Raw genomic sequence first — 20,860 nt, 5'->3', positions numbered from 1 at the left:
ACCCGGCCGCACGTCTCATGTCGCACCCAATGATTTGAATCTACCAACTATTTGGGTGGCGCGTAAGTGCCATGTCCGGTTCACGCCACGAGATGGCCTTGCGACGCCCCCGCCACCCCAACAGGCTGGGCCCATGGAGGACTTCGCGACCGATCAGACAGACCGCAGCGCTCCCGCATCCCTGCTGGTGGTGGCCGCGCACCCGGACGACATCGAGTTCTGCGTGAGCGGCACGGTGATGCAGTGGGTCGAGCGCGGCACCCGCGTCACGTACTGCATCGTCACGGACGGCGGCGCCGGCGGTTACGACGAACAGCTCCCGCGCCAGGCGATGGCGGACCTGCGCCGCGCCGAGCAGGTCCACTCCGCCAAGCTCAGCGGCGTCGCGGACGTCCGCTTCCTCGGCTACCCCGACAGCTTCGTCGAACCCAGCGTGGAACTCCGCCGCGACCTGTGCCGGGTCATCCGGGAAGTGCGCCCGCAGCGGGCGATCATCCCCTCCCCCGAGATCAACTGGGCCCGCGTCGCCGACCTCCACCCCGACCACCGCGCGGTCGGCGACGCCTGCCTGCGCGCCGTCTACCCCGAGGCGCGCAACCCCTTCGCCCACCCGGAGCTGCTGAAGGAGGAGGGCCTGGAGCCGTGGATCGTCCACGAACTGTGGCTGATGACGGGCCCGACGCCCAATCAGTACGTCGACGTCACCGGCGTCTTCGACCGCAAGGTCCAGGCGCTGCGCATCCACACCTCCCAGACCGCCCACTTCGACGACCTGGCAGGGCTGCTACGGGAGTGGCTCAGCGAGCACGCGACGGCGGGGGGCCTGCCGGCGGGGCGGATGGCGGAGGCGTTCCAGATCGTGCACATCGACTGAGCTTGTTCTTTAACCCTGCAACCGCTGTAGGGCGATAAGAGTCTTCTCGCGGCGGACGGTTTTGCCCACGGGTGCCGCAGGCCCCGGGCCAGCGGGCGGGCGAGCCGGAGCTGGGTGTATGCGGAGGTGGTCAGCCAGGTCCCCCGTCCGGCACATGGCCATGTGGGCGAAGCAGTTCGAGACGCTGTTCGAGGCGTGAGGGCCGCTCAGTCGGGCATCGCGACGGTGAGGTCCACCTCGACCAGCTGTCCTGCGAAGCCCAGCTGCGCAACCCCCAAGAGCGTACTGGCGGACGTGAAGGCCGGCCCGAGGGCGGAAGCGGTAAGCCGGTGCCAGGCGAGGCCCAGGTCCTCCCTGTCATCGCTCCGCACATAGATCACCGAACGCACCACGTGCTGCGGCTGAGCGTTCACCGCCGTAAGGGCAGCCAGTGCATTCACGACAACCTGATCGACTTGCACCTCGAGGGAGCCCGGGCCGACGACAGAGCCGCCCTGGTCGAGGGGGCACTGCCCCGCCAGATAGGCCGTTCGGCCGGTCTCCACCACGGTGATGTGGTGGTAGCCCGGCGTCTCATGCAACTGATCGGGGTTGATGCGGCTGATCTTCGCTGTCATGCCGCGAGTCTGACCAGTCTGCCGCCGACACGCACCCAAATTTCCCCCACCGCGCGACCGTCCGAAGCGGCGCCAGGTCGATGAACAAGCTGAGTACGGGGGGGGCGGGGTCCGGGGGGCGGGGGGCACTGTTTGATCGACGGCGGTCAGAATCAGGCGCATGCAGTCATACACTCCTGCTTCCTCCGCCACCCCCTGGCCCCGGGCGGCCGTTCCCGATGACGCGCCGGCGGTCGGCCGGGCCATGGCCGCCGCGTTCGACGACGACCCGATGATGCGGTGGCTCTTCCCCGACGAGGCCGGTCGCGCCGACGGGCTCGGCCGGTACTTCACGACCCTCTTCGCCCGCCAGTACCAGCCGTACGGCTTCTGCGAGGTCACCGGGGACGGTGCCGGCGCCTCGTTCTGGGTCCCGCCCCGGGCACGCGAGAAGGCGGTCCCCGACCAGGAGACCATAGGCGCCCTGACCGACATCCTCGGCCCGAGCGCGGCCCGCCTGCGCGCGGGCGTCGAACTCGCCGCCGCGCACACCCCGGAGCGTCCGCACTGGTACCTCGCCCTGCTCGGCACCGACCCGACCCTCCGGGGCCGGGGCCACGGGGCGGCCCTCCTGCGCTCCGGCCTCGCCCAGGCCGACGCCGAAGGCGCCCCGGCCTACCTGGAGTCCTCCAAGGAGGCCAACCTCGCCTTCTACGCCCACTTCGGCTTCACGGAGACCGGCCGCCTCCAACTCCCGGACGGCGGCCCCACCCTCTGGCAGATGTGGCGCGAACCGGCGACCGGCGACGCGCGGGCCTGAGACTCCCGGGGCAGCCACCGAGACCGCGGCCGCGGCCGCTCAGGAACTCAGGGGCAGACGCCCGCCGGCCGGGAGCCCGGCAGCTCACACCAGACCGTCTTACCGCCGGGCCCCTGCTCCACCCCCCACCGCGTCGACACGGCCTCCAACAGCGCCAGCCCCCGCCCCGACTCGCACCCGCCGGTCGCCTCCCGCAGCACCGGCCACACGCGCGGGTCGGGGTCGGTCACCTCGACGCGGGTCCGGCCGTCGGCCGTGTCCGACACATGGAGGGTGACCGGAGTGCCCTCGCCGACATGGACGATCACGTTGGTCAGCAACTCCGAGACAAAGAGCTGTAGATCGGGACAGCCCTCACCCCCGTACCGCTCCCGCAGCACGGCGCGCAGCTCCGGTACCGCCTTGGGCAGGGCCAGCAACTCCAGCCGCAGGGACGACCGGCTCACCCTTCGGCCGCCTGCCGCAGCGCGCCCGCGAGTTGGCGGGCGGTCGCCACGTTGCAGTTGCCGAGCGCGATCAGCGGCGGGCGGACCGAAGACCCGGCGAGGGTGACCACGTCGACGCCGAGCGACGGCAGAGTGATGCCGTGAGCTGCGAGGGCGGCGCGGAGGGCGTCGATGTCGGGGCGGATGTCGTACGCGTCGTCGTCCATGAGGAGCCGTACACCTTTCGTTGCGTGCTGTGACGAACCCCTCACACGCTGCCGCGTCCAGGCCTACCTTGAAAGGGTTTCCCGCTCCACGGCGCAAGGTGCGAGAGGCGGTCAATCGTGGCTGCACGCAGGGAGATCGACGGCTCGGCGAGCGTCCCCCAGTTCTACGGAAAGGAGCTCCGCTTCAAGAGGGAGGAGGCGGGGCTGACGCTGGAGAAGCTGGTGGACGGGAGCTTCTACGGCCCGACGTACCTCAGCGAGATCGAGCACGGCAAGCGCCGCATGCCGCTGGAACTGGCGCGGCACGTGGACAGGCTGCTGGGCACGGACGGCTCCTTCGAGCGCCGGTGCGAGGACGTACGCAAGGCGAGACAGGGAGCGCACGCCGCCTACTTCGCGGCCATCGCCGAGGCGAAGAAGCGGGCCCAGGTCATCGATGAGTGGGCCAACACCCTCATCCCTGGCCTCCTTCAGACCCGGTCGTACGCCCAGACCCTCATCCACTCCACCAACCCGCAGGACTCGCCCGAGAGGGTCGAGGCGAAAATCCAGACCAGGCTGAAGCGGGCCACGCTCTTCGAGGCCCCTGACAACCCCGAGTACTGGGTCATCCTGCACGAGTCGCTGCTGCGCAACGCGATCCTGCCGGACACGGAAATGGCCGAGCAGCTCGACCACATCGCCACGCTGGCGCACCGTCGTCGAATCACTCCACAGGTCCTGCCGTGGAACGGCCCGACTCGCGCTTTCATGGCTCTGCCGCTCAAGTTCATGGAATTCGGTGACGAGCCACCGCTGATGTACACCGAGGGCCCGTATCACGGTCAAACGGTCGACGATCCGGCCCTCGTGAAGCAGTACCGCAAGGCATACGATCGGCTGAGGGCCGCTGCGTTGCCGCCAGAGGCGTCCCTCGCCCTGATCGAGCAGGCGGCTGAGGACTACCGACATGGCCAGCACCGACCTTGACCTGCGCACCGCTGTCTGGCGCAAGAGCAGCTACAGCAACGGCGACGGCGGCGACTGCCTGGAAGTCGCCGTGCAGTTCGCTTCTTGGCGTAAGAGCAGCTACAGCAACTCGTCCGGCGGCAACTGCCTGGAAGTCGCCACCGAACACCCCGGCCTCGTCCCCGTCCGGGACTCCAAGCGTCCCCACGGCCCCGTCCTCGTGCTCACCGCCGCCGCCTGGACCCCGTTCGTCGACGCGGTCAAGGCGTCGGCGACGACCCCGTAGCCGACGCCTCCGCGCAGGCGGTCACGCCACCAGGTGCACCGCCAGCGCCGTGATCAGTGTGCTCGATGCCAGGGCCGTCGTGAGGCGGGCGCGGGGGCCCGCCAGGGTGTGGCCGAGGAGGGTGCCGCCCGTTGCCAGGAGGAGTTGCCAGCTGGCGGAGGCGGCGAGGGCGGCCAGGACGAAGGCGGTCTGGTCGACGGCCGTCGTCGGGGCCGAGGGGCCCGTGGCGAGGATGAGGGCCGCGAAGTAGATCACGGTCATCGGGTTGAGGATCGTGATGCCGAGGAAGGTCAGATAGGCGCGCAGGGGCGTGGGGAGGCTGTCGTCGTCTCTCCCCGCGAGCGTCCGCGCGCGGTACGCGCGCAGCGCCGTCCATGCCGAGCGGGCCGCCAGCGCCACCAGGACGAGCGCCGACGCCCAGCGCAGCGGGGTCATGACGGGGGCGAGCAGCGGGACGAGGGCCGAGCCGCCGGCGACCGCGGCCAGGGCGTAGACACCGTCCGCCGTGGCGACGCCGAGCGCCGCGGCCGCTCCCGTACGCCAGGTGGTGCGGGCCGTGACCGCCACCAGGTAGGCGCCGACCGCGCCGACCGGGATCGCGATGCCGTAGCCGGCCAGCAGGCCGGCCACCACCGCGGCCGTCACGCGACGGCGGGGATCGCGCCTCCAGGGGTGCCGGACCGCTGCTGTCGGTGGTAGCGGGCGCCGTCCTTCGTACGGGAGAGTAGACCACCGGTCACCAGATAGCGGCGCAGGGCCGGGAAGTCGTCGTGGACGGTCAGCAGCACCTCGTTGACCTCGCGCTCCGTGTAGGAGCGGGCGGGCTCGAAGAGCGTGTCGGCCAGGTGGGCGAGGAGCTGCTCCCGGCGGGCCGGCCTGCGCGGGATCGCCTTCAGCCGTCCGGCGGGGGAGAAGAGGTCCGCCACAGGGCGGGAGACGGAATGGGAAGTCATACGCCGAAGAGTGGCGCCCGGGCCCGGTCCCCGGCAAAGGATTTTCCCGACCGGGAGGGTTACGCCTGCCCACCCGCGCGCCCCGCCCCGCTAGCGCGTCACCACGCGCGACGCCTCGTAGACCTTCGGGCGGGCCGCCGTCATTCCGGAGGACTCCAGGATCGGCAGCGCCTTCTCGCTGAACGCGCGGAACGCGTCCGCCGACTCCCACAGGTCCACCACGATCCAGCCGTCGTCGGTCTTGCCCCCGGCGTGGGCGATGAAGCCCTCGGCAGGCCACCACGGCGCGCCGGTGAGCTTCTCGCTGTTCTCCTCGTACTGCTCCTGCGTGACGCCCGGCATCTCGATGACGACGATGACCGCCATGGTGGCACTCGCTCTCCGGTCGGGGGCTCGGTGCTCCTCAGTCGAACAGCCCGCCAGGAGCACCGCACCAGGGCCGCCGCCATCCGGACCACGGCCTGAGGGCCCCGCGCCGGAACCACCCTCCCCCGGTCAGCGGTAGATGAGCAGTTCCTGCTCGGTCGCGCCCCACAGTTCGTACCGCGTACGCACCAGCGGGCGGCCCGAGTAGAGGCGGATCAAGGTCGCCGCGTCGCCCGTGTAGCGGGCCGGCGGGCGGTCGGGGACTTCGTTGCCCAGGACGACCGGGGACGGGTGGTCCTCAAGGGCCGCCACCAGGCGAGGCGTCTCGCGTCTGCGGCTGGTCACCGCCAGCAGCGGGAGCGCCAGTTCCAGGCTGGCCGCCCCGCAGTACGCGCCCGGTTCGCCGAAGGCCTCCCGGACGTCGCCCGCGTGGACCCACTCCCCCAGCGCGACCGCGTCCAGCGTCCCGTCCGCCGTCTCCGCGATCACGGGCCCCGCCTCGGAGAAGCCCCGCTCCAGCTCGTCCAGGATCCGGCCCAGCGGCCACGACTCGCGCTCGGCGACGTCCGCCGCGTTCGCCTCCGGCAGGAAGACGCCCTCTTCCAGGCGGCCCTCGACGATCCGGACGAGCGCGGCCCCGCAGTGGGCGAGCACCTGCCGGGCCGTCCAGCCCGGACAGGCGGTCCGCGACTCGAACGCCGCCTCCGGCGTGCGCCGCAGCAGCGGCATCAGCGCGTCCCGTTCCGCGCGCAGCAACCTGTCCGGCAGCCAGGGATCACGTACGTACGTCATCAGTAGCGGTAGTGGTCCGGCTTGTACGGGCCCTCGACCGGGACACCGATGTACGCGGCCTGCTCCGGGCGCAGGGTCGTGAGGTTCACGCCCAGCGCGTCGAGGTGCAGACGGGCGACCTTCTCATCCAGGTGCTTCGGGAGCACGTAGACGTCGGTCGGGTACTGCTCCGGCTTCGTGAACAGCTCGATCTGCGCCAGCGTCTGGTCCGCGAACGAGTTCGACATCACGAACGAGGGATGACCCGTCGCGTTGCCCAGGTTCAGCAGCCGGCCCTCCGACAGCACGATCACGACCTTGCCATCCCTGAACGTCCACGTGTGGACCTGCGGCTTGACCTCGTCCTTCACCACACCCGGGATCGCGGCCAGGCCGGCCATGTCGATCTCGTTGTCGAAGTGGCCGATGTTGCCGACGATGGCCTGGTGCTTCATCCTGGCGATGTCCGACGCCATGATGATGTCCTTGTTGCCGGTCGTGGTGATGAAGATGTCCGCCGTCTCCACCACATCGTTCAGCGTCGCCACCTGGTAGCCGTCCATCGCCGCCTGCAGCGCGCAGATCGGATCGATCTCCGTCACGATCACCCGCGCACCCTGGCCGCGCAGCGACTCCGCACAGCCCTTGCCGACATCGCCGTAACCGCACACCACCGCGGTCTTGCCCCCGATGAGGACGTCGGTGGCGCGGTTGATGCCGTCGATCAGCGAGTGACGGCAGCCGTACTTGTTGTCGAACTTCGACTTCGTCACGGCGTCGTTCACATTGATCGCCGGGAACAGCAGCCGGCCCTCGCGGTGCATCTCGTACAGGCGGTGGACGCCGGTGGTGGTCTCCTCGGTGACACCGCGGATCTCGGACGCCAGCGCCGTCCAGTCCAGGGACGACCGGCCCAACAGCTCAAGGACGCACCGCAGTTCGTCGTCGTCCGCCGTCGACGGGTCCGGGACCGCCCCCGCCTTCTGGTACTCCACACCCTTGTGGACGAGGAGGGTGGCGTCACCTCCGTCGTCCAGGATCATGTTCGGCCCCACGGCGTCCGGCCAGGTCAGGGCCTGCTCCGTACACCACCAGTACTCCTCCAGCGTCTCGCCCTTCCAGGCGAACACCGGGATACCGGCGGCGGCGATCGCCGCGGCCGCGTGGTCCTGCGTGGAGTAGATGTTGCAGGACACCCACCGCACCTCGGCGCCGAGGGCGACCAGGGTCTCGATGAGGACGGCCGTCTGCACGGTCATGTGCAGGGAGCCCGTGATCCGGGCGCCGGCGAGGGGCTGCTGCTCGGCGTACTCGCGGCGGATCGACATCAGGCCCGGCATCTCGTGCTCGGCCAGCGTGATCTCCTTGCGGCCGAAGGCGGCCAGGGACAGGTCGGCGACCTTGTAGTCCGTGAACTCAGGCATGGACTCAGACATGGGCAACGCTCCTCGAAGCTTGAATCGTTCGGTGGATTTCCAGTGCCGCCGTGGACTTGTTCAGCGTGATGTAGTGCAGGCCCGGCGCCCCTTCGTCGAGCAGCCGCAGGCCCATCGCCGTCGCGTACTCGACGCCGGTCCGGTACGCCGCCGCCGGGTCGTCCCTGGCCGCCTCCAGCCGGTGCGCCAGGTCCTCCGGGAACGCGGCGTCGCTCAGCTCGGCGAACCGGCGGATCTGGCGGACGTCCGTGGCCGGCATGATCTCCGGGATGATCGGGGTGTCGCAGCCGGCCGCCGCCACCCGGTCCCGCAGCCGCAGATAATCCTCCACGTCGAAGAACATCTGCGTGATGGCGTAGTCGGCACCGGCCCGGCACTTCGCCACGAAGTGCGCGAGGTCGCTCGCCGGATCCGACGACCGGGGGTGGCCCTCGGGAAAGGCCGCCACCCCGATCCGGAAGTCGCCCAACGACCGCACCAGATCGATCAGTTCATAGGCGTACGTGAAGCCCTCCGGGTGCGGGGTCCACGCGCCGCGCGGATCGCCCGGCGGGTCGCCGCGCAGCACGAGCACGTCCCGTACCCCCGCGTCCGCGTACGCGCCGACGATGGCGCGCAGCTCCGCCACCGAGTGCCCGACCGCCGTCAGATGCGCCACCGGCCGCAGGGTCGTCTCGGCCACGATCCGCTTGGTGACGTCGATGGTCCGGTCGCGGGACGAGCCGCCGGCGCCGTACGTCACGGACACGAAGTCCGGGCGCAGCGCCTCCACCCGCCGGATCGCGTCCCACAGCGTGCGCTCCCCGCGCTCGCTCTTCGGCGGGAAGAACTCGAACGAGAAGGTGGGGCCCCCGCCGGCGCTCACCGTCGACCTCCCGCGTTGAAGTAGCTCGCCTCCGGGTGGTGGACGACGATCGCGTCCGTCGACTGCTCCGGATGCAGCTGGTACTCCTCCGACAGCTCCACGCCGATCCGCTCGGGCCGCAGCAGCTCGGCGATCTTCGCCCGGTCCTCCAGGTTCGGGCAGGCCGGATAGCCGAGCGAGTACCGGCAGCCCTGGTACTCGGTGCGCAGCATGCCCTCGATGCCCGACGGCTCCGAGGCGCCTGCGATGCCCCACTCCTGGCGGACCCTCGCGTGCCAGTACTCGGCGAGCGCCTCGGCCAGCTGCACGGACAGGCCGTGCAGTTCGAGGTAGTCGCGGTACCGGTCGGCGGCGAAGAGCTTCGCGGTCTCCTCGCCGATCCGGGAGCCGACCGTGACGACCTGGAGGCCGACCACGTCCACCTCCCCCGCGTTCTCGGCGCGGAAGAAGTCGGCCAGGCAGAGGCGCCGGCCGCGCTGCTGGCGCGGGAAGGTGAAGCGGGTCCGCTCGCCCCCGCCCTCGTCCAGGATGATCAGGTCGTCGCCCTTGGACACGCAGGGGAAGTAGCCGTGGACGACGGCCGCTTCGAGGAGCCGGCCGGTCTGGATCCGGTCCAGCCAGCCGCGCAGCCGCGCGCGGCCCTCCGACTCGATGGTCCCGGTGTCCTTCAGGCCCCACTGCCCCTTGAACAGGGCGCCCTCGTCGAGCCAGGAGGCGTACTCGGCGAGCTGGATGCCCTTGACGACCCGGGTGCCGAGGAACGGCGGCTCGGGGACCGGATTGTCGGCGGCCACGTCCGAGCGGCCGGCCGGTTCGGGCTCGCGCACCTCAAGCAGCGGCGTCTCCCGCCTGGGCACCCGCCGCTGCTTCAGCTCCGGCAGTACGGCCCCGGGCACGCCCCGCTTGATCCCCATGAGCGCGTCCATGAGCCGCAGGCCCTCGAACGCGTCGCGGGCGTAGCGCACCTCGCCCTGGTAGATCTCGTGGAGGTCCTGCTCGACGTAGGCCCGGGTCAGGGCGGCGCCGCCGAGGATGACGGGGAAGTCGGCGGCCAGGCCGCGCTGGTTCAGCTCCTCCAGGTTCTCCTTCATGATCACCGTGGACTTGACCAGCAGGCCCGACATGCCGATGACGTCGGCGCGGTGCTCCTCGGCCGCCTCCAGGATCGCGGAGACCGGCTGCTTGATGCCCAGGTTGACCACGTTGTAGCCGTTGTTGGACAGGATGATGTCCACGAGGTTCTTGCCGATGTCGTGGACATCGCCCCGGACGGTCGCCAGGACGATCGTGCCCTTGCCCTCGTCGCCCTCGACCTTCTCCATGTGCGGTTCGAGGTACGCCACGGCCGTCTTCATCACCTCGGCGGACTGGAGCACGAACGGCAGCTGCATCTGCCCGGAGCCGAACAGCTCACCGACCGTCTTCATCCCGTCCAGCAGGATGTCGTTGACGATCTCCAGGGCGGGACGCCCGGCCAGCGCGGCATCGAGATCCGCCTCCAGGCCGTTCTTCTCGCCGTCGACGATCCGGCGCTTGAGGCGCTCCTCCAGCGGCAGCGCGAGGAGTTCCTCGGCCTTCCCGGCCCGCAGGGACGTGGCCGTCGCGCCCTCGAACATCTCCAGGAAGCGTTGCAGCGGGTCGTAGCCCTCGGAGCGCCGGTCGTGGATCAGATCGAGCGCCACCTGGACCTGCTCGGGCTCCAGGCGGGCGATGGGCAGGATCTTCGACGCGTGCACGATCGCCGAGTCGAGCCCCGCCTTCACGCACTCGTCGAGGAAGACGGAGTTCAGCACGATCCGCGCCGCCGGGTTGAGGCCGAAGGAGATGTTGGACAGGCCCAGCGTGGTCTGGACGTCCGGGTGGCGCCGCTTGAGCTCGCGGATGGCCTCGATGGTGTGGATGCCGTCCCGCCGGGACTCCTCCTGCCCGGTGCAGATGGTGAAGGTCAGCGTGTCGATGAGGATGTCCGACTCCCTGATCCCCCACTTCTCCGTCAGATCGGCGATGATCCGCTCGGCGACGGCGACCTTGTGCTCGACCGTACGGGCCTGGCCCTCCTCGTCGATCGTCAGCGCCATCAGCGCCGCCCCGTGCTCCTTCGCCAACGCCGTGACGCGTGCGAACCGCGACTCCGGCCCGTCCCCGTCCTCGTAGTTGACGGAGTTGATGACAGCCCGCCCGCCGAGCTTCTCCAGGCCGGCCCGCAGCACGGCGATCTCCGTCGAGTCCAGGACGATCGGCAGCGTGGAGGCGGTCGCGAACCGCCCGGCCAGCTCGGCCATGTCCGCGACGCCGTCGCGGCCGACATAGTCCACACACAGGTCGAGCATGTGCGCGCCCTCGCGGATCTGGTCGCGGGCCATCTCGACGCAGTCGTCCCAGCGGCCCTCCAGCATGGCCTCGCGGAACCTCTTCGAACCGTTGGCGTTGGTCCGCTCACCGATCGCCAGGTACGACGTGTCCTGGCGGAAGGGGACATGGCTGTACAGCGAGGAGGCGCCCGGTTCGGTGACCGGCGCGCGGGCCGGCACGGCCGCTCCCCGGACGCGCTCCACGATCCGGCGCAGATGCTCCGGGGTCGTACCGCAGCAGCCGCCGACGAGCGCCGGGCCGTACTCCCGTACGAAACGCTCCTGGGCGTCCGCGAGTTCGGCCGGGGACAGCGGGTAGTGGGCGCCGTCCGACGTCAGCACGGGCAGACCGGCGTTGGGCATGACGGACAGCGGCACACGGGCGTGCTGCGACAGGTACCGCAGGTGCTCGGCCATCTCCGCCGGGCCGGTGGCGCAGTTGAGCCCGATCATGTCGATGCCGAGCGGCTCCAGGGCGGTGAGCGCCGCCCCGATCTCCGAACCCAGCAGCATCGTGCCCGTGGTCTCCACGGTCACCTGCACGATCAGCGGCAGGTCGAGCCCGCACCACTCCAGGGCCCGGCGGGCGCCGACGACGGCCGCCTTGGTCTGGAGCAGGTCCTGCGAGGTCTCGATCAGCAGGGCGTCGGCGCCGCCCCGGATCAGCCCCTCGGCGTTCTGCTGGTAGGCGTCCCGCAGCGGCTCGTACGTGGTGTGGCCGAGCGTCGGCAGCTTGGTGCCGGGGCCCATGGAGCCGAGGACCCAGCGGGGCCGGCCGTCCCGCGCCGTGTGGGCGTCGGCGGAGCTCCGGGCGATCCGGGCGCCGGCCTCCGACAGGTCGTACACCCGGTTCTCGATGCCGTACTCGGCGAGCGCCGCCAGATTGGCCCCGAAGGTGTTCGTCTCGACGCAGTCCACGCCGACGGCGAAGTAGGCGTCGTGGACGGAGGCGACGATGTCCGGGCGCGTGACGTTCAGGATCTCGTTGCAGCCCTCCAGGTTCTGGAAGTCGTCCATCGTCGGGTCGGCGGCCTGGAGCATCGTGCCCATCGCCCCGTCGGCCACCACGACCCGGGTGGCGAACTCGTCGCGCAGCGAACCCCGCGCCGACCGCCTCATGACAGTCCTCTCAGATGGGTCACCAGCGAGGCCGTGCACCCGACCCCGTACGTCGTCCTGATCCGGTCGAGGAGCGGGTCCCGGTGCAGCCGGTACTCCTGCGTCCCCACGTAGTCGAGTACGGTCGCCGCGACCGCGCAGCCCAGCTGCGCCGCACACCGCTCCGGCACGCCCCACAGCGTCCCGGCGAGGAACCCGGCCCGGAAGGCGTCCCCGACCCCGGTCGGGTCGACGACCCCCGGCACCCGGACCGCCGGCACGGCCAGCGGCTCCCGGCCTTGGCCGCGCACCCGGACACCGGCCTCGCCGTGCGTGGTGAGCCAGGTGCCGACCCGGCGCAGGACTTCCGCCTCCGACCAGCCCGACCTCTCCAGGAGGAGCGCCGTCTCGTACTCGTTGGTGAACAGCCAGCGCGCGCCGTCCACCAGCTCCCGCACCTCGTCCCGGCCGAGCCGCGCCAGCTGCTGCGACGGGTCGGCGGCGAACGGGACACCCAGGTCGCGGCAGACGCGGGTGTGCCGCAGCATCGCCTCCGGGTCGTCCGGGGAGACCAGGACCAGCTCCAGGCGCCCGGTCCGGGCGACGACGTCCCGCAGGTCGATCTCGCGGGCCTCCGCCATCGCCCCGGCGTAGAAGGTGGCGATCTGGTTCTGCGCCCGGTCGGTGGTGCAGACGAACCGGGCGGTGTGGAGCGACTCGCTGACCCGCACCGAGTCGGTGTCCACACCGTGGTCCTTCAGCCAGACCCGGTACGGCTCGAAGTCGGAGCCGACCGCACCCACGAGCACCGGGCGCAGGCCGAGCACGCTGAGTCCGAAAGCGATGTTCGCTGCCACTCCACCGCGCCTGACCTCCAGGTTGTCGGCGAGGAACGACAGGGAGACCCGGTCCAGCCGGTCCGCGAGCAGCTGCTCGGTGAACCAGCCGGGGAAGGTCATCAGATGGTCGGTCGCGATGGATCCCGTGACAGCGATACGCATTCTCAGACCCCTTCGTCCTTTTGCGCGGCCTTCTTCAGGGCCTCCACCCGGTCCGTGCGCTCCCAGGTGAAGTCGGGGAGCTCGCGGCCGAAGTGGCCGTACGCCGAAGTCCGGGCGTAGATCGGCCGCTTCAGGTCCAGGTCGCGGATGATCGCCGCCGGCCGCAGGTCGAACACGCTCGACACGGCGTCCTGGATCGCCTCGTCGGACAGAGTGCCCGTGCCGAAGGTCTCCACGAACAGACCGACCGGCTCCGCCCTGCCGATCGCGTACGCGACCTGCACCTCGCACCGCCGGGCGAGCCCGGCCGCCACGACGTTCTTGGCGACCCAGCGCATCGCGTAGGCGGCGCTGCGGTCGACCTTGGACGGGTCCTTGCCGGAGAACGCGCCGCCGCCGTGGCGGGCCATGCCGCCGTACGTGTCGATGATGATCTTCCGGCCGGTGAGTCCGGCGTCGCCCATCGGGCCGCCGACCTCGAAGCGCCCGGTCGGGTTCACGAGCAGCCGGTAGCCGTCGCTCTCCAGGTTGACGCCCTCCTCGGCGAGCGCCTTCAGCTCCGCCTCGACGACGAACTCCCGGATGTCCGGCGCCAGCAGACCTTCGACGCTGATGTCGGCGGCGTGCTGGGACGACACCACCACCGTGTCCAGCCGGACCGGCCGGTCGCCGTCGTACTCGATGGTGACCTGCGTCTTGCCGTCGGGCCGCAGATACGGGACCGTCCCGTTCTTGCGGACCTCCGTCAGCCGCCGCGCCAGCCGGTGGGCCAGCGCGATCGGCAGCGGCATCAGCTCGGTGGTGTCGTCGCAGGCGTAGCCGAACATCAGGCCCTGGTCGCCCGCTCCCTGCGCGTCCAGCTCGTCCGAGCCGCCCTCGACCCGGTTCTCGTACGCCGTGTCGACCCCCTGGGCGATGTCCGGCGACTGGGCGCCGATGGACACCGACACCCCGCAGGAGGCGCCGTCGAAGCCCTTGGCGGACGAGTCGTAGCCGATGTCGAGGATCGCCTCGCGCACCAGCTTCGCTATCGGGGCGTACGCGGTGGTGGTCACCTCGCCGGCGACATGGACGAGACCCGTGGTGAGCAGGGTCTCCACCGCCACCCGCGACGACGGGTCCTCGGCCAGCAGCGCGTCGAGGATGGTGTCGCTGATCCGGTCGGCGATCTTGTCGGGGTGGCCCTCGGTCACCGACTCCGAGGTGAACAGGCGCCGGCTCATGCCTGGCCCACCTCCGCACGCGCGCCGGCGAAGAAGTGGGACTCGATCGCGGCCAGCGTCCGGATGGAGTCGACCTCGAGGGTCTCCATCTGGATCGACTGTCCGCTCTCCTGCTCCAGCAGGAAGACGAACTCGACGAAGGACAGCGAGTCGATGAGCCGGTTCTCGATCAGGTCCAGGTCGGCCGCGATGTCGTCGCGCTCCGGGTGACGCTCGAGGATCCAGTTCTTCACCTGCTGCAGGCCGTCGGCCATGGTGGGACTCCTTAGTGATGGTGTACGGAAGGGGTGGGGGGCGCGACGATGATCGGTGCGGCCACCGCGACCGCGTAGTCCACGTCGTGGCTGATGGACACGGTGATCTCGGTGATCCCGGACTCGGCGGCCATCTCGGCGGCCGACCGGTGCAGCTCCACCAGCGGCCAGCCGCCTTCGGAGCGCCGTACGACGATGTCCGGCCAGGGCAGGAACCTGCCCCTGACCCGGAGGGTCTTGAAAGCCGCTTCCTTGGCCGCGATCCGCCCGCACAGGCTCAGGAGGTCGAGCCCGGAGGAGGTACGGCAGTCGGCGAGTTCGCCGGGGGTGAGCATCCGCTCGAAGAACGTCTCGCCGTACTCGGTGAGAAGCCTGCGGACACGGTTGACGGACACGATGTCCATGCCGAGGTTCGCCCAGCCCAGGCCGCCCGCCGGCGGGGCGACGGGACGGGCCGGCACGTCAGATCACCGGCCCGGCCGCCACGCTCGCGTCGGCCCGCATGCGGGCGTTCGCGTCGAGGACCGCCTGCGTCGCCGCCTCCCAGTCGCCGTGCCGGCGGGTCAGCGCGGACAGCCAGCGCTCCAGGCCGAAGGCCACGCAGCTGGTGAACGCGGGCCCGCCGCTCGACGCGAGCGTGATGTCGCAGCGCTCGCCGAAGAAGTTGCGGTGGGTGTTGACCGACGCGATCGCCAGATCCTCGTACAGGAACTCGTACTTCACCGGCGTGAGCCGCTGCAGCAGCGCCTTGGAACCGCCCTTGTCGAAGAACGGGTCGCAGGCCGCCTCCCTGCGCAGCGGAAGGTCGAGCGCCTCCGCGAAGGCCTGGACGCGGGCGGTGAAGTCCGTCAGATGCGTCTCGGCGTGCTCGCGCGCCCCGATGGCGACGATCTCGCGCATACGGAAGCCGAGCTGGCGCCGCATGCCTTCGTAGTGGGTCTCCTTGCGGAAGCACCAGGAGCAGACGGTCACCAGGGTGTCGTCGGCGACCCGCCGGCCCTGATGGTCCAGGTAGACGGCGTAGCAGGACGCCGAGGGCAGTCCGAGCGCGGCGGGTTGCAGCGCGTCGCACGGAAAGCAGCCGGTGTCGGAACAGAAGGACGAGGTCTCGCGGCGCTCCAGGTCGAGCGGGGCGGCGACGACGGCCTGGTGGGGGAAGTTGTCGTAGTAGTCGAGCCGGGCCAGGTCGGCGGCCGGCAGCAGCGGGGGCATGGTCATCGGGCGGGCGCCCGCGGACACGCCCCAGCTCTCGAAGGTGTCGTCGAGGAGCCGCAGCAGCGCGGTCGCCTCGGGGCCGAGAGACGGCAGGCCCCTCGTCTCCCCGGCGCTCGCGGGGGTCGTCACGGTCATGGTGGATTCACCTCTCGGGTGATCTCTCGGATGATCTGCCGATCCGGGCTCAGACGACGGGCAGGACGTCGTCCGAGAAGATCCCGGTCTTCAGGAAGAAGGCGAGCGGCTTGCGGATCGCCTTGCGCTCGTACGGGCGGCGGCGCTCGTCGGCCACCAGCGCGTTGCGCAGGGCCAGCGGGTCCGCGATGCCGGCGTCCCGGTACACATGCGGGTTGTACAGCGAGTTGATGCTGAAGACGACGTACCGCTTGAGATACGTCTCCACCTCCGCCACACGCTCGGCGGGCACCGCCTCCCGCATCCGGGCGAAGAGCAGGGAGACCAGTTCGCGGCCGAAGGCGATGTGGCGGGACTCGTCCTGGTGGTGGATGCGGTTGACCTCGCGGATGGTGTGGCACAGGGAGTCGTCCTGCGCCATCCGCGTGTTGTAGTGGTCCACCAGCTCCTCGAAGAACAGGATCCGGGCGAAGACAAGGAAGTTCTCCACCTCCGGCTCCCAGGCGGAGTCGGCGCGCATCGCGGTGGAGCCGTAGATCTTGTCGCCGTAGCGGCGGCAGAACTCGGCGAAGAACCACATGTGCTCGTTCTCCTCACCGATGAAGTGGTGGAAGAAGTCCGAGGGCACCTCGAAGCCGGGCATGTGGATCCGGCCGACGACCTCGATGAGCAGCTCGCGGATGCCGTGCACGTTGAGGCTGTAGAAGTTGATGGACTCCCACTTGGAGAGGCGCTGAATGGTTTCCTCACCCAGCTCGTCGTAGTACGGGGTGCCGTACACGGTGAGCAGTTCGGGCGTCATCCAGAGCTGTTTCTCCTCCAGCTTCTCGGGCCAGTCGAACTGCTGGTAGGGGTTGTAGTACTCCTCGATGGAGCGGGAACTGAGCCGCTCCAGGACTTCCATGAACCGATCGGTGACGGGCAGGGGGGCGGCGACGCCCATGACGAACTCCTCTTTTCTTTGGGGCTCGGTTCGCCTCCGGGCGCCTTGTGCGTGCGTCGACGGGCGAACGTGCTCGGTCCCTCGTTCCTCGGGACCTGAGCGCGTTCTTCCTTTCGACGCCCGCGGCGCCCTTCGGCTCACTCGCCCTCAGGCGCACGGGGCGGACGGGAAGGCACTCGGGGTGCGGGACCTGGGGCCTTCAGGGCCGGACTTCGTAGACCGCGTTGACCGGGGTCTCGGTGGCGCGGCGCCAGCGGGTGAAGCCGGCCTCCTCCGCGATCGCGCGGAACGCCTTCTCGCCGGAGTGGTTGCCGAGCGCGTGCGGGCCGCGCTGGGCGACCGCCACGGGCAGGCACATCACGGCCGACAGGGCCATGAACATGCGGGCGGCGGGCGTGTTCGTGTCGATGTCGTCCGGTGAGACGTTCGACTCGACGAGCATCCAGGTGCCGTCGGCGTCCAGCGACTTGTGGACGTGCTGGGCGGCGGCCACCGGATCGCCCATGTCGTGCAGGGCGTTGAAGAAGCACACCAGGTCGTAGCCGGTGCCGGGGTAGTCGTCGGCGGAGGCGACCTCGAAGACGACCCGGTCGGTCAGGCCGGCCTCCTCGGCGAGCTGCCGGGCGATGGCGATGGCCTCCTCCGAGTAGTCGAAGCCGTGGACGGTGGCCTGCGGGAACGCCCTGGCGATCAGCAGGGTGGTGTGGCCGACACCGCAGCCGACGTCCGCGACGGTGCCGCCGGCGGCGAGCTTGCCGGTGACGTCGTGGAGGGCGGGCAGCCAGTCCGGGACGAGCTTGTGCTCGTACGTGGGCTGGAAGAAGGAGCCCATGCCCGTGTCGAGGGCCGCGTCGTGCTCGGCCCAGCCGACGCCGTCGCCGGTGCGGTAGGCGTCGACGAGCAGGTCCTCGGTGGCGTACAGCGCCTTGAGCGCGGTGAAGAACCCGGCGGCGAAGGTGACGGCCTTCGGGTCCGCGAGCACCTCGACGTGGTCGGCGGGCAGGGTGTACGTCGCGGCGCTCGGATGGCGCTCGACGTAACCGGCGGAGAGCTGGGCGTGCAGCCACTCCTCGATGTACCGCTCGTCGGTGCCGGTCCTGCGCGCCAGCTCCGCGGCGGTGAGCGGACCGTTCTCGGCGAGGCACTTGTAGAGGCCGAGCCGCTCGCCGAGGGCGACGGTCAGACCGCGGACGGCCGCACCGGCGTCGGTGATGACCTTCTGGTGGAAGTCGTGGGCGCTCATGCGGCCTTGTCCCCCTCGTACGTCGGCAGGTCACAGGTGAACAGGAAGGAGCGGGGCACGCGCGGGACGGTGCGCGGCGGGACCGGGTACGGCCAGCGGCCGAAGTCGGCGCCGTCCTCACCGGGCTGCCTGACCTCGCGCACGTCCCAGCCGCAGGCGGCGAGCAGCGCCTCGGGCTCCTCGGTCCCGAAGAGCCACGGGTTGCCGTCCTCGCGCAGGGCGTTCAGGAACGGCCGGGCGAGCGGGTTCTCCAGGGCGGCCCTGGAGATGACGTCGCCGAGCAGCACGGAGCCGGGCGCGGCGTGTGCGGACAGCGTCGAGAGGAGGGTCCGTACGGCGTCCTCCGGGAGGAAGAACAGCAGTCCCTCCACCACCCACAGGACGGGCTCGTCGCTCTTCCATCCGGCCTCCTTCAGCGGGCCGGTCCAGTCCTGGGTGAGGTCGACCGGGACGGTGATCCGGGTACGGCCGGCGGGCGCCGGTTCCTGGCCGAGCATCTCCGCCTTGGCCTCCAGGAGGGCCGGGCGGTCGAGCTCGTAGACGGTGACGCCGTCGGGCCACGGCAGCCGGTAGAAGCGGGTGTCCATGCCGGCGGCGAGGAAGACCACCTGGCGGATGCCGCGCTCCTCCACCGCCTTGACGACGGCCCGGTCCAGGTAGGTGGTGCGGATGGCGAGGAACGGCACGGTGCCGCCCCCGGCGTAGCGCTCGAGCAGTTCGAAGCCGATCGTGTCGGCTACGGTGCGCGCGTAGGGATCGGCGAACAGCCGGTCCTCGCGCTCGGTCTCCAGGGCGCGCGCGGCGGCGGTCCACTGGGCGGTGCGGGATACGGCCTCCACAGGAGGTCCCCCTTCGTTCGGGTGTCGGAGATTCGGACGGCCGTGTTCAGCCTTTGGACGGCCGTGTTCGGACGGCCGTGTTCAGCCGGGCGTCTGGTGTGTCAGGCGCTCGCGACCGGTGCGCGGCTCTTCGTACGGGCGCACGCGACGGGGTCCTCGGCCGCGGGCATCGACGACAGATGGCCGGCGTCGGAACCGGCGGGGCGCCGTCGGAAGATGCTGTGCAGGATCATGCTGAACACGGCCGTCCCGTCGGCGGCCACCAGCGTGCACCGCGGTTTGACGGTGCCGGTGGCGGGGTTGAACGGCGACGGGGTGGAGCCAAGGATCTCCACCCGGGCGGTGAGGACGTCCCCGGGGCGTACGGGGCGCAGATAGCGGACCTCGTCGATCCCGGGCGATCCCATGCAGGCGCTGTAGGCGAGCAGGCCGTCCACATAGCGCCGCATGAACATCGCCTGCGTGTGGAAGCCGCTCGCGATAAGCCCGCCGAACTGCGAGCGGGCCGCGAGGTCGGGGTCCGTGTGGAAGGGCTGCGGATCGAAGCGCCTGCCGAACTCCAGCACCTCCTCCGCGGTGACGGTGACGGTGCCCAGTTCATGGACATCGCCGGGCCGGAAGTCCTCGAAGTAGCGCATCGCGCGCCCCCCTTGACCTGAAAAAGTGGTCGTTCCCTGGCATCACCCAATCTACGAATGGCTCGTTTATTTTGTCAACCCAAAAGAAGACTCATATGCCCCCAGCCGCCCGGCCGTTCACCCCCGCCGGCACCGAGCGCGCGCTCGAAGTCGCTCCACAGGTCCTCCACCCCCTCGATGCCGACGGACACCCGCACCAGACCGGCGCCGATGCCGGCCGCGGCGAGCGCGTCCGCGTCGAGCTCGCGGTGCGAGGTGGACGCGGGATGGGTCACCAGCGTCTCCACACCACCCAGGGAGAGCGCGAGCCGGGCGATCCGCACCCGCTCGATGAACGCCCGGCCCGCCTCCCGGCCCCCCGCCAGCTCGAAGGAGAGCAGCCCGCCGCCCCCGGAGAGCACCGTGCGGGCCGTTCCGTACGAGGGGTGGCCGGCGAGCCACGGGTAGTGGACGGCGGACACGTCCGGGCGGGCGGCGAGCCGTTCGGCGAGGACGGCGGCGTTGGCGCAGTGTTCCCGCATCCGCAGCGGCAGCGTCGCGATCCCGCGCAGGGTCAGCCAGGCGGCGAACGGGTCGGCGCAGGCGCCGAGTTCGACCGTGCGCGGCCACACCGCCCGGCGCAGCTCCCCGTCCGCGAAGACGGCCGCGCCGCCGAGGACGTCGGAGTGGCCGGAGAGGTACTTGGTGGTGGAGTGGACGACGATGTCGGCGCCGAGCTCCAGCGGCCGGCACAGCACGGGCGAGGCGAGCGAGTTGTCGACCACGCTGGTGATCCCGAGCCGGCGGGCGGCTGCGAGCATCCCGGGCAGGTCGGGCACCTGGCCGGTCGGATTGGCGATCGTCTCCATCACCAAGAGCCGGGTGCGGGGCTTCCGCGCGGCCTCCTCGAACTCGGCGGCGTCGTCGCCGGAGACATGGCTGACCTCGATCCCGTACCGCTCGGCCAGATCGGAGAGGACCGCGTAGGTCCCGCCGTACAGGCACCGCTGCGCGACGACGTGGTCGCCGGGGCGCAGCAGGGCGAGCAGCACTCCGCTGATCGCGCCCATGCCGGACGCGAAGGCGATGGCCGAGTCGCCGCCCTCAAGCCCGGCGAGGGTCTTCTCCAGGGCGCGTACGGTCGGATTGCCGCGGCGGCTGTAGACGTACCGGCCGTCGGGCCCCGCCATGGCCTCGGCGAGCGCGTCGGCCGAGTCGAAGGCGAAGGCCGACGACTGCACGAGCGGCACCGACAGCGGCCGGCTGCCGGGGTCGGGCGGCTCGTTGACGACGTGGACGGCCCGCGTACTGATGTCGTGTGGATCTCGCATGCCGACTCCCTTTCCAAGATGCGGAGATGTGCCGAATGACGGA

24 protein-coding genes are annotated in these 20,860 nt (G+C 70.8%); 4 read left to right on the top strand and 20 right to left on the bottom strand.

What is annotated here, in order from left to right; genetic code table 11:
• Positions 1 to 133 precede the first annotated feature (133 nt).
• Positions 134 to 874: a PIG-L deacetylase family protein gene (locus ACIRB4_RS00875; RefSeq protein ID WP_403287651.1), complete on the top strand. Its 741-nt coding sequence runs from the start codon at positions 134 to 136 to the stop codon at positions 872 to 874.
• A gap of 206 nt (positions 875 to 1,080) precedes the next feature.
• On the opposite strand, the gene ACIRB4_RS00870 is transcribed toward ACIRB4_RS00875, so the two are convergent.
• Positions 1,081 to 1,491: a RidA family protein gene (locus ACIRB4_RS00870; protein WP_403287650.1), complete on the bottom strand. Its 411-nt coding sequence runs from the start codon at positions 1,489 to 1,491 to the stop codon at positions 1,081 to 1,083.
• Positions 1,492 to 1,651: 160 nt separating this feature from the next.
• On the opposite strand from ACIRB4_RS00870, the gene ACIRB4_RS00865 reads away from it, so the two are divergent.
• Positions 1,652 to 2,290: a GNAT family N-acetyltransferase gene (locus ACIRB4_RS00865; protein ID WP_403287649.1), complete on the top strand. Its 639-nt coding sequence runs from the start codon at positions 1,652 to 1,654 to the stop codon at positions 2,288 to 2,290.
• Between the two features lie 47 nt (positions 2,291 to 2,337).
• On the opposite strand, the gene ACIRB4_RS00860 is transcribed toward ACIRB4_RS00865, so the two are convergent.
• Together ACIRB4_RS00860 and ACIRB4_RS00855 are read right to left on the bottom strand one after the other, a co-directional pair.
• A complete protein-coding gene (locus ACIRB4_RS00860; protein WP_403287648.1) occupies positions 2,338 to 2,736 on the bottom strand; it encodes an ATP-binding protein in 399 nt (132 codons plus the stop codon).
• Positions 2,733 to 2,942: a hypothetical protein gene (locus ACIRB4_RS00855; protein ID WP_403287647.1), complete on the bottom strand. Its 210-nt coding sequence runs from the start codon at positions 2,940 to 2,942 to the stop codon at positions 2,733 to 2,735. The genes ACIRB4_RS00860 and ACIRB4_RS00855 overlap by 4 nt, the downstream gene beginning before the upstream one ends.
• A 117-nt stretch (positions 2,943 to 3,059) precedes the next feature.
• On the opposite strand from ACIRB4_RS00855, the gene ACIRB4_RS00850 reads away from it, so the two are divergent.
• Both ACIRB4_RS00850 and ACIRB4_RS00845 read left to right on the top strand, forming a co-directional pair.
• Complete coding sequence (locus ACIRB4_RS00850; protein WP_403287646.1) at positions 3,060 to 3,911, top strand: helix-turn-helix domain-containing protein; 852 nt, start codon at positions 3,060 to 3,062, stop codon at positions 3,909 to 3,911.
• Complete coding sequence (locus ACIRB4_RS00845; protein WP_403287645.1) at positions 3,892 to 4,176, top strand: DUF397 domain-containing protein; 285 nt, start codon at positions 3,892 to 3,894, stop codon at positions 4,174 to 4,176. Before ACIRB4_RS00850 ends, ACIRB4_RS00845 begins: the two co-directional genes overlap by 20 nt.
• A gap of 21 nt (positions 4,177 to 4,197) precedes the next feature.
• Here ACIRB4_RS00845 and ACIRB4_RS00840 read toward each other — a convergent pair whose 3' ends face one another.
• From ACIRB4_RS00840 to ACIRB4_RS00760, 17 genes are all read right to left on the bottom strand, one after another.
• Positions 4,198 to 4,821, bottom strand: a complete 624-nt coding sequence (locus ACIRB4_RS00840; protein WP_403287644.1) for a LysE family transporter — start codon at positions 4,819 to 4,821, stop codon at positions 4,198 to 4,200.
• A complete protein-coding gene (locus tag ACIRB4_RS00835) occupies positions 4,818 to 5,129 on the bottom strand; it encodes a DUF2087 domain-containing protein (protein WP_403287643.1) in 312 nt (103 codons plus the stop codon). Before ACIRB4_RS00835 ends, ACIRB4_RS00840 begins: the two co-directional genes overlap by 4 nt.
• A 90-nt stretch (positions 5,130 to 5,219) precedes the next feature.
• A complete protein-coding gene (locus ACIRB4_RS00830; protein WP_403287641.1) occupies positions 5,220 to 5,495 on the bottom strand; it encodes a hypothetical protein in 276 nt (91 codons plus the stop codon).
• A 129-nt stretch (positions 5,496 to 5,624) separates the two neighbouring features.
• Entirely contained in the window at positions 5,625 to 6,287 is a 663-nt protein-coding gene (locus ACIRB4_RS00825) for a maleylpyruvate isomerase family mycothiol-dependent enzyme (protein WP_403287640.1), read from the bottom strand.
• Positions 6,287 to 7,702 carry an adenosylhomocysteinase gene (ahcY, locus tag ACIRB4_RS00820; RefSeq protein WP_403287639.1) on the bottom strand — a complete coding sequence of 472 codons (1,416 nt, stop codon included), beginning with the start codon at positions 7,700 to 7,702 and terminating at the stop codon, positions 6,287 to 6,289. The genes ACIRB4_RS00825 and ahcY overlap by 1 nt, the downstream gene beginning before the upstream one ends.
• The gene (metF, locus tag ACIRB4_RS00815) at positions 7,695 to 8,567 is read right to left on the bottom strand and encodes a methylenetetrahydrofolate reductase [NAD(P)H] (protein ID WP_403287638.1); all 873 of its coding nucleotides are present in this window, start codon (positions 8,565 to 8,567) and stop codon (positions 7,695 to 7,697) included. Before metF ends, ahcY begins: the two co-directional genes overlap by 8 nt.
• Positions 8,564 to 12,037 (bottom strand): methionine synthase, encoded by a 3,474-nt coding sequence (gene metH, locus ACIRB4_RS00810; protein ID WP_403287637.1) that lies wholly within the window; start codon positions 12,035 to 12,037, stop codon positions 8,564 to 8,566. The genes metF and metH overlap by 4 nt, the downstream gene beginning before the upstream one ends.
• Positions 12,034 to 13,017, bottom strand: a complete 984-nt coding sequence (locus ACIRB4_RS00805; RefSeq protein ID WP_403287636.1) for a carbohydrate kinase family protein — start codon at positions 13,015 to 13,017, stop codon at positions 12,034 to 12,036. Before ACIRB4_RS00805 ends, metH begins: the two co-directional genes overlap by 4 nt.
• A 2-nt stretch (positions 13,018 to 13,019) precedes the next feature.
• On the bottom strand, positions 13,020 to 14,240 hold the full coding sequence (gene metK, locus ACIRB4_RS00800; protein WP_403287635.1) for a methionine adenosyltransferase: 1,221 nt from the start codon (positions 14,238 to 14,240) through the stop codon (positions 13,020 to 13,022).
• Complete coding sequence (locus ACIRB4_RS00795; protein WP_403287634.1) at positions 14,237 to 14,494, bottom strand: phosphopantetheine-binding protein; 258 nt, start codon at positions 14,492 to 14,494, stop codon at positions 14,237 to 14,239. The genes metK and ACIRB4_RS00795 overlap by 4 nt, the downstream gene beginning before the upstream one ends.
• 11 nt (positions 14,495 to 14,505) lie before the next feature.
• Positions 14,506 to 14,955 (bottom strand): holo-ACP synthase, encoded by a 450-nt coding sequence (gene acpS, locus ACIRB4_RS00790; RefSeq protein ID WP_403287632.1) that lies wholly within the window; start codon positions 14,953 to 14,955, stop codon positions 14,506 to 14,508.
• Between the two features lies 1 nt (position 14,956).
• Positions 14,957 to 15,844, bottom strand: coding sequence for a hypothetical protein (locus ACIRB4_RS00785; RefSeq protein ID WP_403287631.1), 888 nt, complete (start codon positions 15,842 to 15,844; stop codon positions 14,957 to 14,959).
• 49 nt (positions 15,845 to 15,893) lie between these two features.
• Complete coding sequence (locus ACIRB4_RS00780) at positions 15,894 to 16,787, bottom strand: diiron oxygenase (protein ID WP_403287630.1); 894 nt, start codon at positions 16,785 to 16,787, stop codon at positions 15,894 to 15,896.
• A gap of 199 nt (positions 16,788 to 16,986) precedes the next feature.
• Complete coding sequence (locus ACIRB4_RS00775; protein WP_403287629.1) at positions 16,987 to 18,030, bottom strand: class I SAM-dependent methyltransferase; 1,044 nt, start codon at positions 18,028 to 18,030, stop codon at positions 16,987 to 16,989.
• Entirely contained in the window at positions 18,027 to 18,869 is an 843-nt protein-coding gene (locus ACIRB4_RS00770; RefSeq protein ID WP_403287628.1) for a class I SAM-dependent methyltransferase, read from the bottom strand. The genes ACIRB4_RS00775 and ACIRB4_RS00770 overlap by 4 nt, the downstream gene beginning before the upstream one ends.
• 101 nt (positions 18,870 to 18,970) lie before the next feature.
• Entirely contained in the window at positions 18,971 to 19,507 is a 537-nt protein-coding gene (locus tag ACIRB4_RS00765) for a MaoC family dehydratase (RefSeq protein WP_403287627.1), read from the bottom strand.
• Positions 19,508 to 19,581: 74 nt separating this feature from the next.
• The gene (locus ACIRB4_RS00760) at positions 19,582 to 20,817 is read right to left on the bottom strand and encodes a trans-sulfuration enzyme family protein (protein ID WP_403287625.1); all 1,236 of its coding nucleotides are present in this window, start codon (positions 20,815 to 20,817) and stop codon (positions 19,582 to 19,584) included.
• Positions 20,818 to 20,860 lie beyond the last annotated feature (43 nt).

The sequence above is a fragment of the Streptomyces sp. NPDC093600 genome (assembly GCF_044764755.1).
Classification (GTDB): domain Bacteria; phylum Actinomycetota; class Actinomycetes; order Streptomycetales; family Streptomycetaceae; genus Streptomyces.
This window is presented reverse-complemented; position numbering and strand designations above follow the sequence as displayed.

What these genes read in the sequence shown, in the direction of transcription:
- ACIRB4_RS00785 (WP_403287631.1), bottom strand. Translation starts at nt 15,844, where the DNA reads ATGACCGTGACGACCCCCGCGAGCGCCGGGGAGACGAGGGGCCTGCCG.
- metH (WP_403287637.1), bottom strand. Translation starts at nt 12,037, where the DNA reads ATGAGGCGGTCGGCGCGGGGTTCGCTGCGCGACGAGTTCGCCACCCGG.
- ACIRB4_RS00760 (WP_403287625.1), bottom strand. Translation starts at nt 20,817, where the DNA reads ATGCGAGATCCACACGACATCAGTACGCGGGCCGTCCACGTCGTCAAC.
- ACIRB4_RS00780 (WP_403287630.1), bottom strand. Translation starts at nt 16,787, where the DNA reads ATGGGCGTCGCCGCCCCCCTGCCCGTCACCGATCGGTTCATGGAAGTC.
- ACIRB4_RS00795 (WP_403287634.1), bottom strand. Translation starts at nt 14,494, where the DNA reads ATGGCCGACGGCCTGCAGCAGGTGAAGAACTGGATCCTCGAGCGTCAC.
- metK (WP_403287635.1), bottom strand. Translation starts at nt 14,240, where the DNA reads ATGAGCCGGCGCCTGTTCACCTCGGAGTCGGTGACCGAGGGCCACCCC.
- ACIRB4_RS00775 (WP_403287629.1), bottom strand. Translation starts at nt 18,030, where the DNA reads ATGAGCGCCCACGACTTCCACCAGAAGGTCATCACCGACGCCGGTGCG.
- ACIRB4_RS00870 (WP_403287650.1), bottom strand. Translation starts at nt 1,491, where the DNA reads ATGACAGCGAAGATCAGCCGCATCAACCCCGATCAGTTGCATGAGACG.
- ACIRB4_RS00830 (WP_403287641.1), bottom strand. Translation starts at nt 5,495, where the DNA reads ATGGCGGTCATCGTCGTCATCGAGATGCCGGGCGTCACGCAGGAGCAG.
- ACIRB4_RS00835 (WP_403287643.1), bottom strand. Translation starts at nt 5,129, where the DNA reads ATGACTTCCCATTCCGTCTCCCGCCCTGTGGCGGACCTCTTCTCCCCC.
- ACIRB4_RS00865 (WP_403287649.1), top strand. Translation starts at nt 1,652, where the DNA reads ATGCAGTCATACACTCCTGCTTCCTCCGCCACCCCCTGGCCCCGGGCG.
- ACIRB4_RS00845 (WP_403287645.1), top strand. Translation starts at nt 3,892, where the DNA reads ATGGCCAGCACCGACCTTGACCTGCGCACCGCTGTCTGGCGCAAGAGC.
- ahcY (WP_403287639.1), bottom strand. Translation starts at nt 7,702, where the DNA reads ATGTCTGAGTCCATGCCTGAGTTCACGGACTACAAGGTCGCCGACCTG.
- ACIRB4_RS00765 (WP_403287627.1), bottom strand. Translation starts at nt 19,507, where the DNA reads ATGCGCTACTTCGAGGACTTCCGGCCCGGCGATGTCCATGAACTGGGC.
- ACIRB4_RS00855 (WP_403287647.1), bottom strand. Translation starts at nt 2,942, where the DNA reads ATGGACGACGACGCGTACGACATCCGCCCCGACATCGACGCCCTCCGC.
- ACIRB4_RS00875 (WP_403287651.1), top strand. Translation starts at nt 134, where the DNA reads ATGGAGGACTTCGCGACCGATCAGACAGACCGCAGCGCTCCCGCATCC.
- ACIRB4_RS00805 (WP_403287636.1), bottom strand. Translation starts at nt 13,017, where the DNA reads ATGCGTATCGCTGTCACGGGATCCATCGCGACCGACCATCTGATGACC.
- ACIRB4_RS00825 (WP_403287640.1), bottom strand. Translation starts at nt 6,287, where the DNA reads ATGACGTACGTACGTGATCCCTGGCTGCCGGACAGGTTGCTGCGCGCG.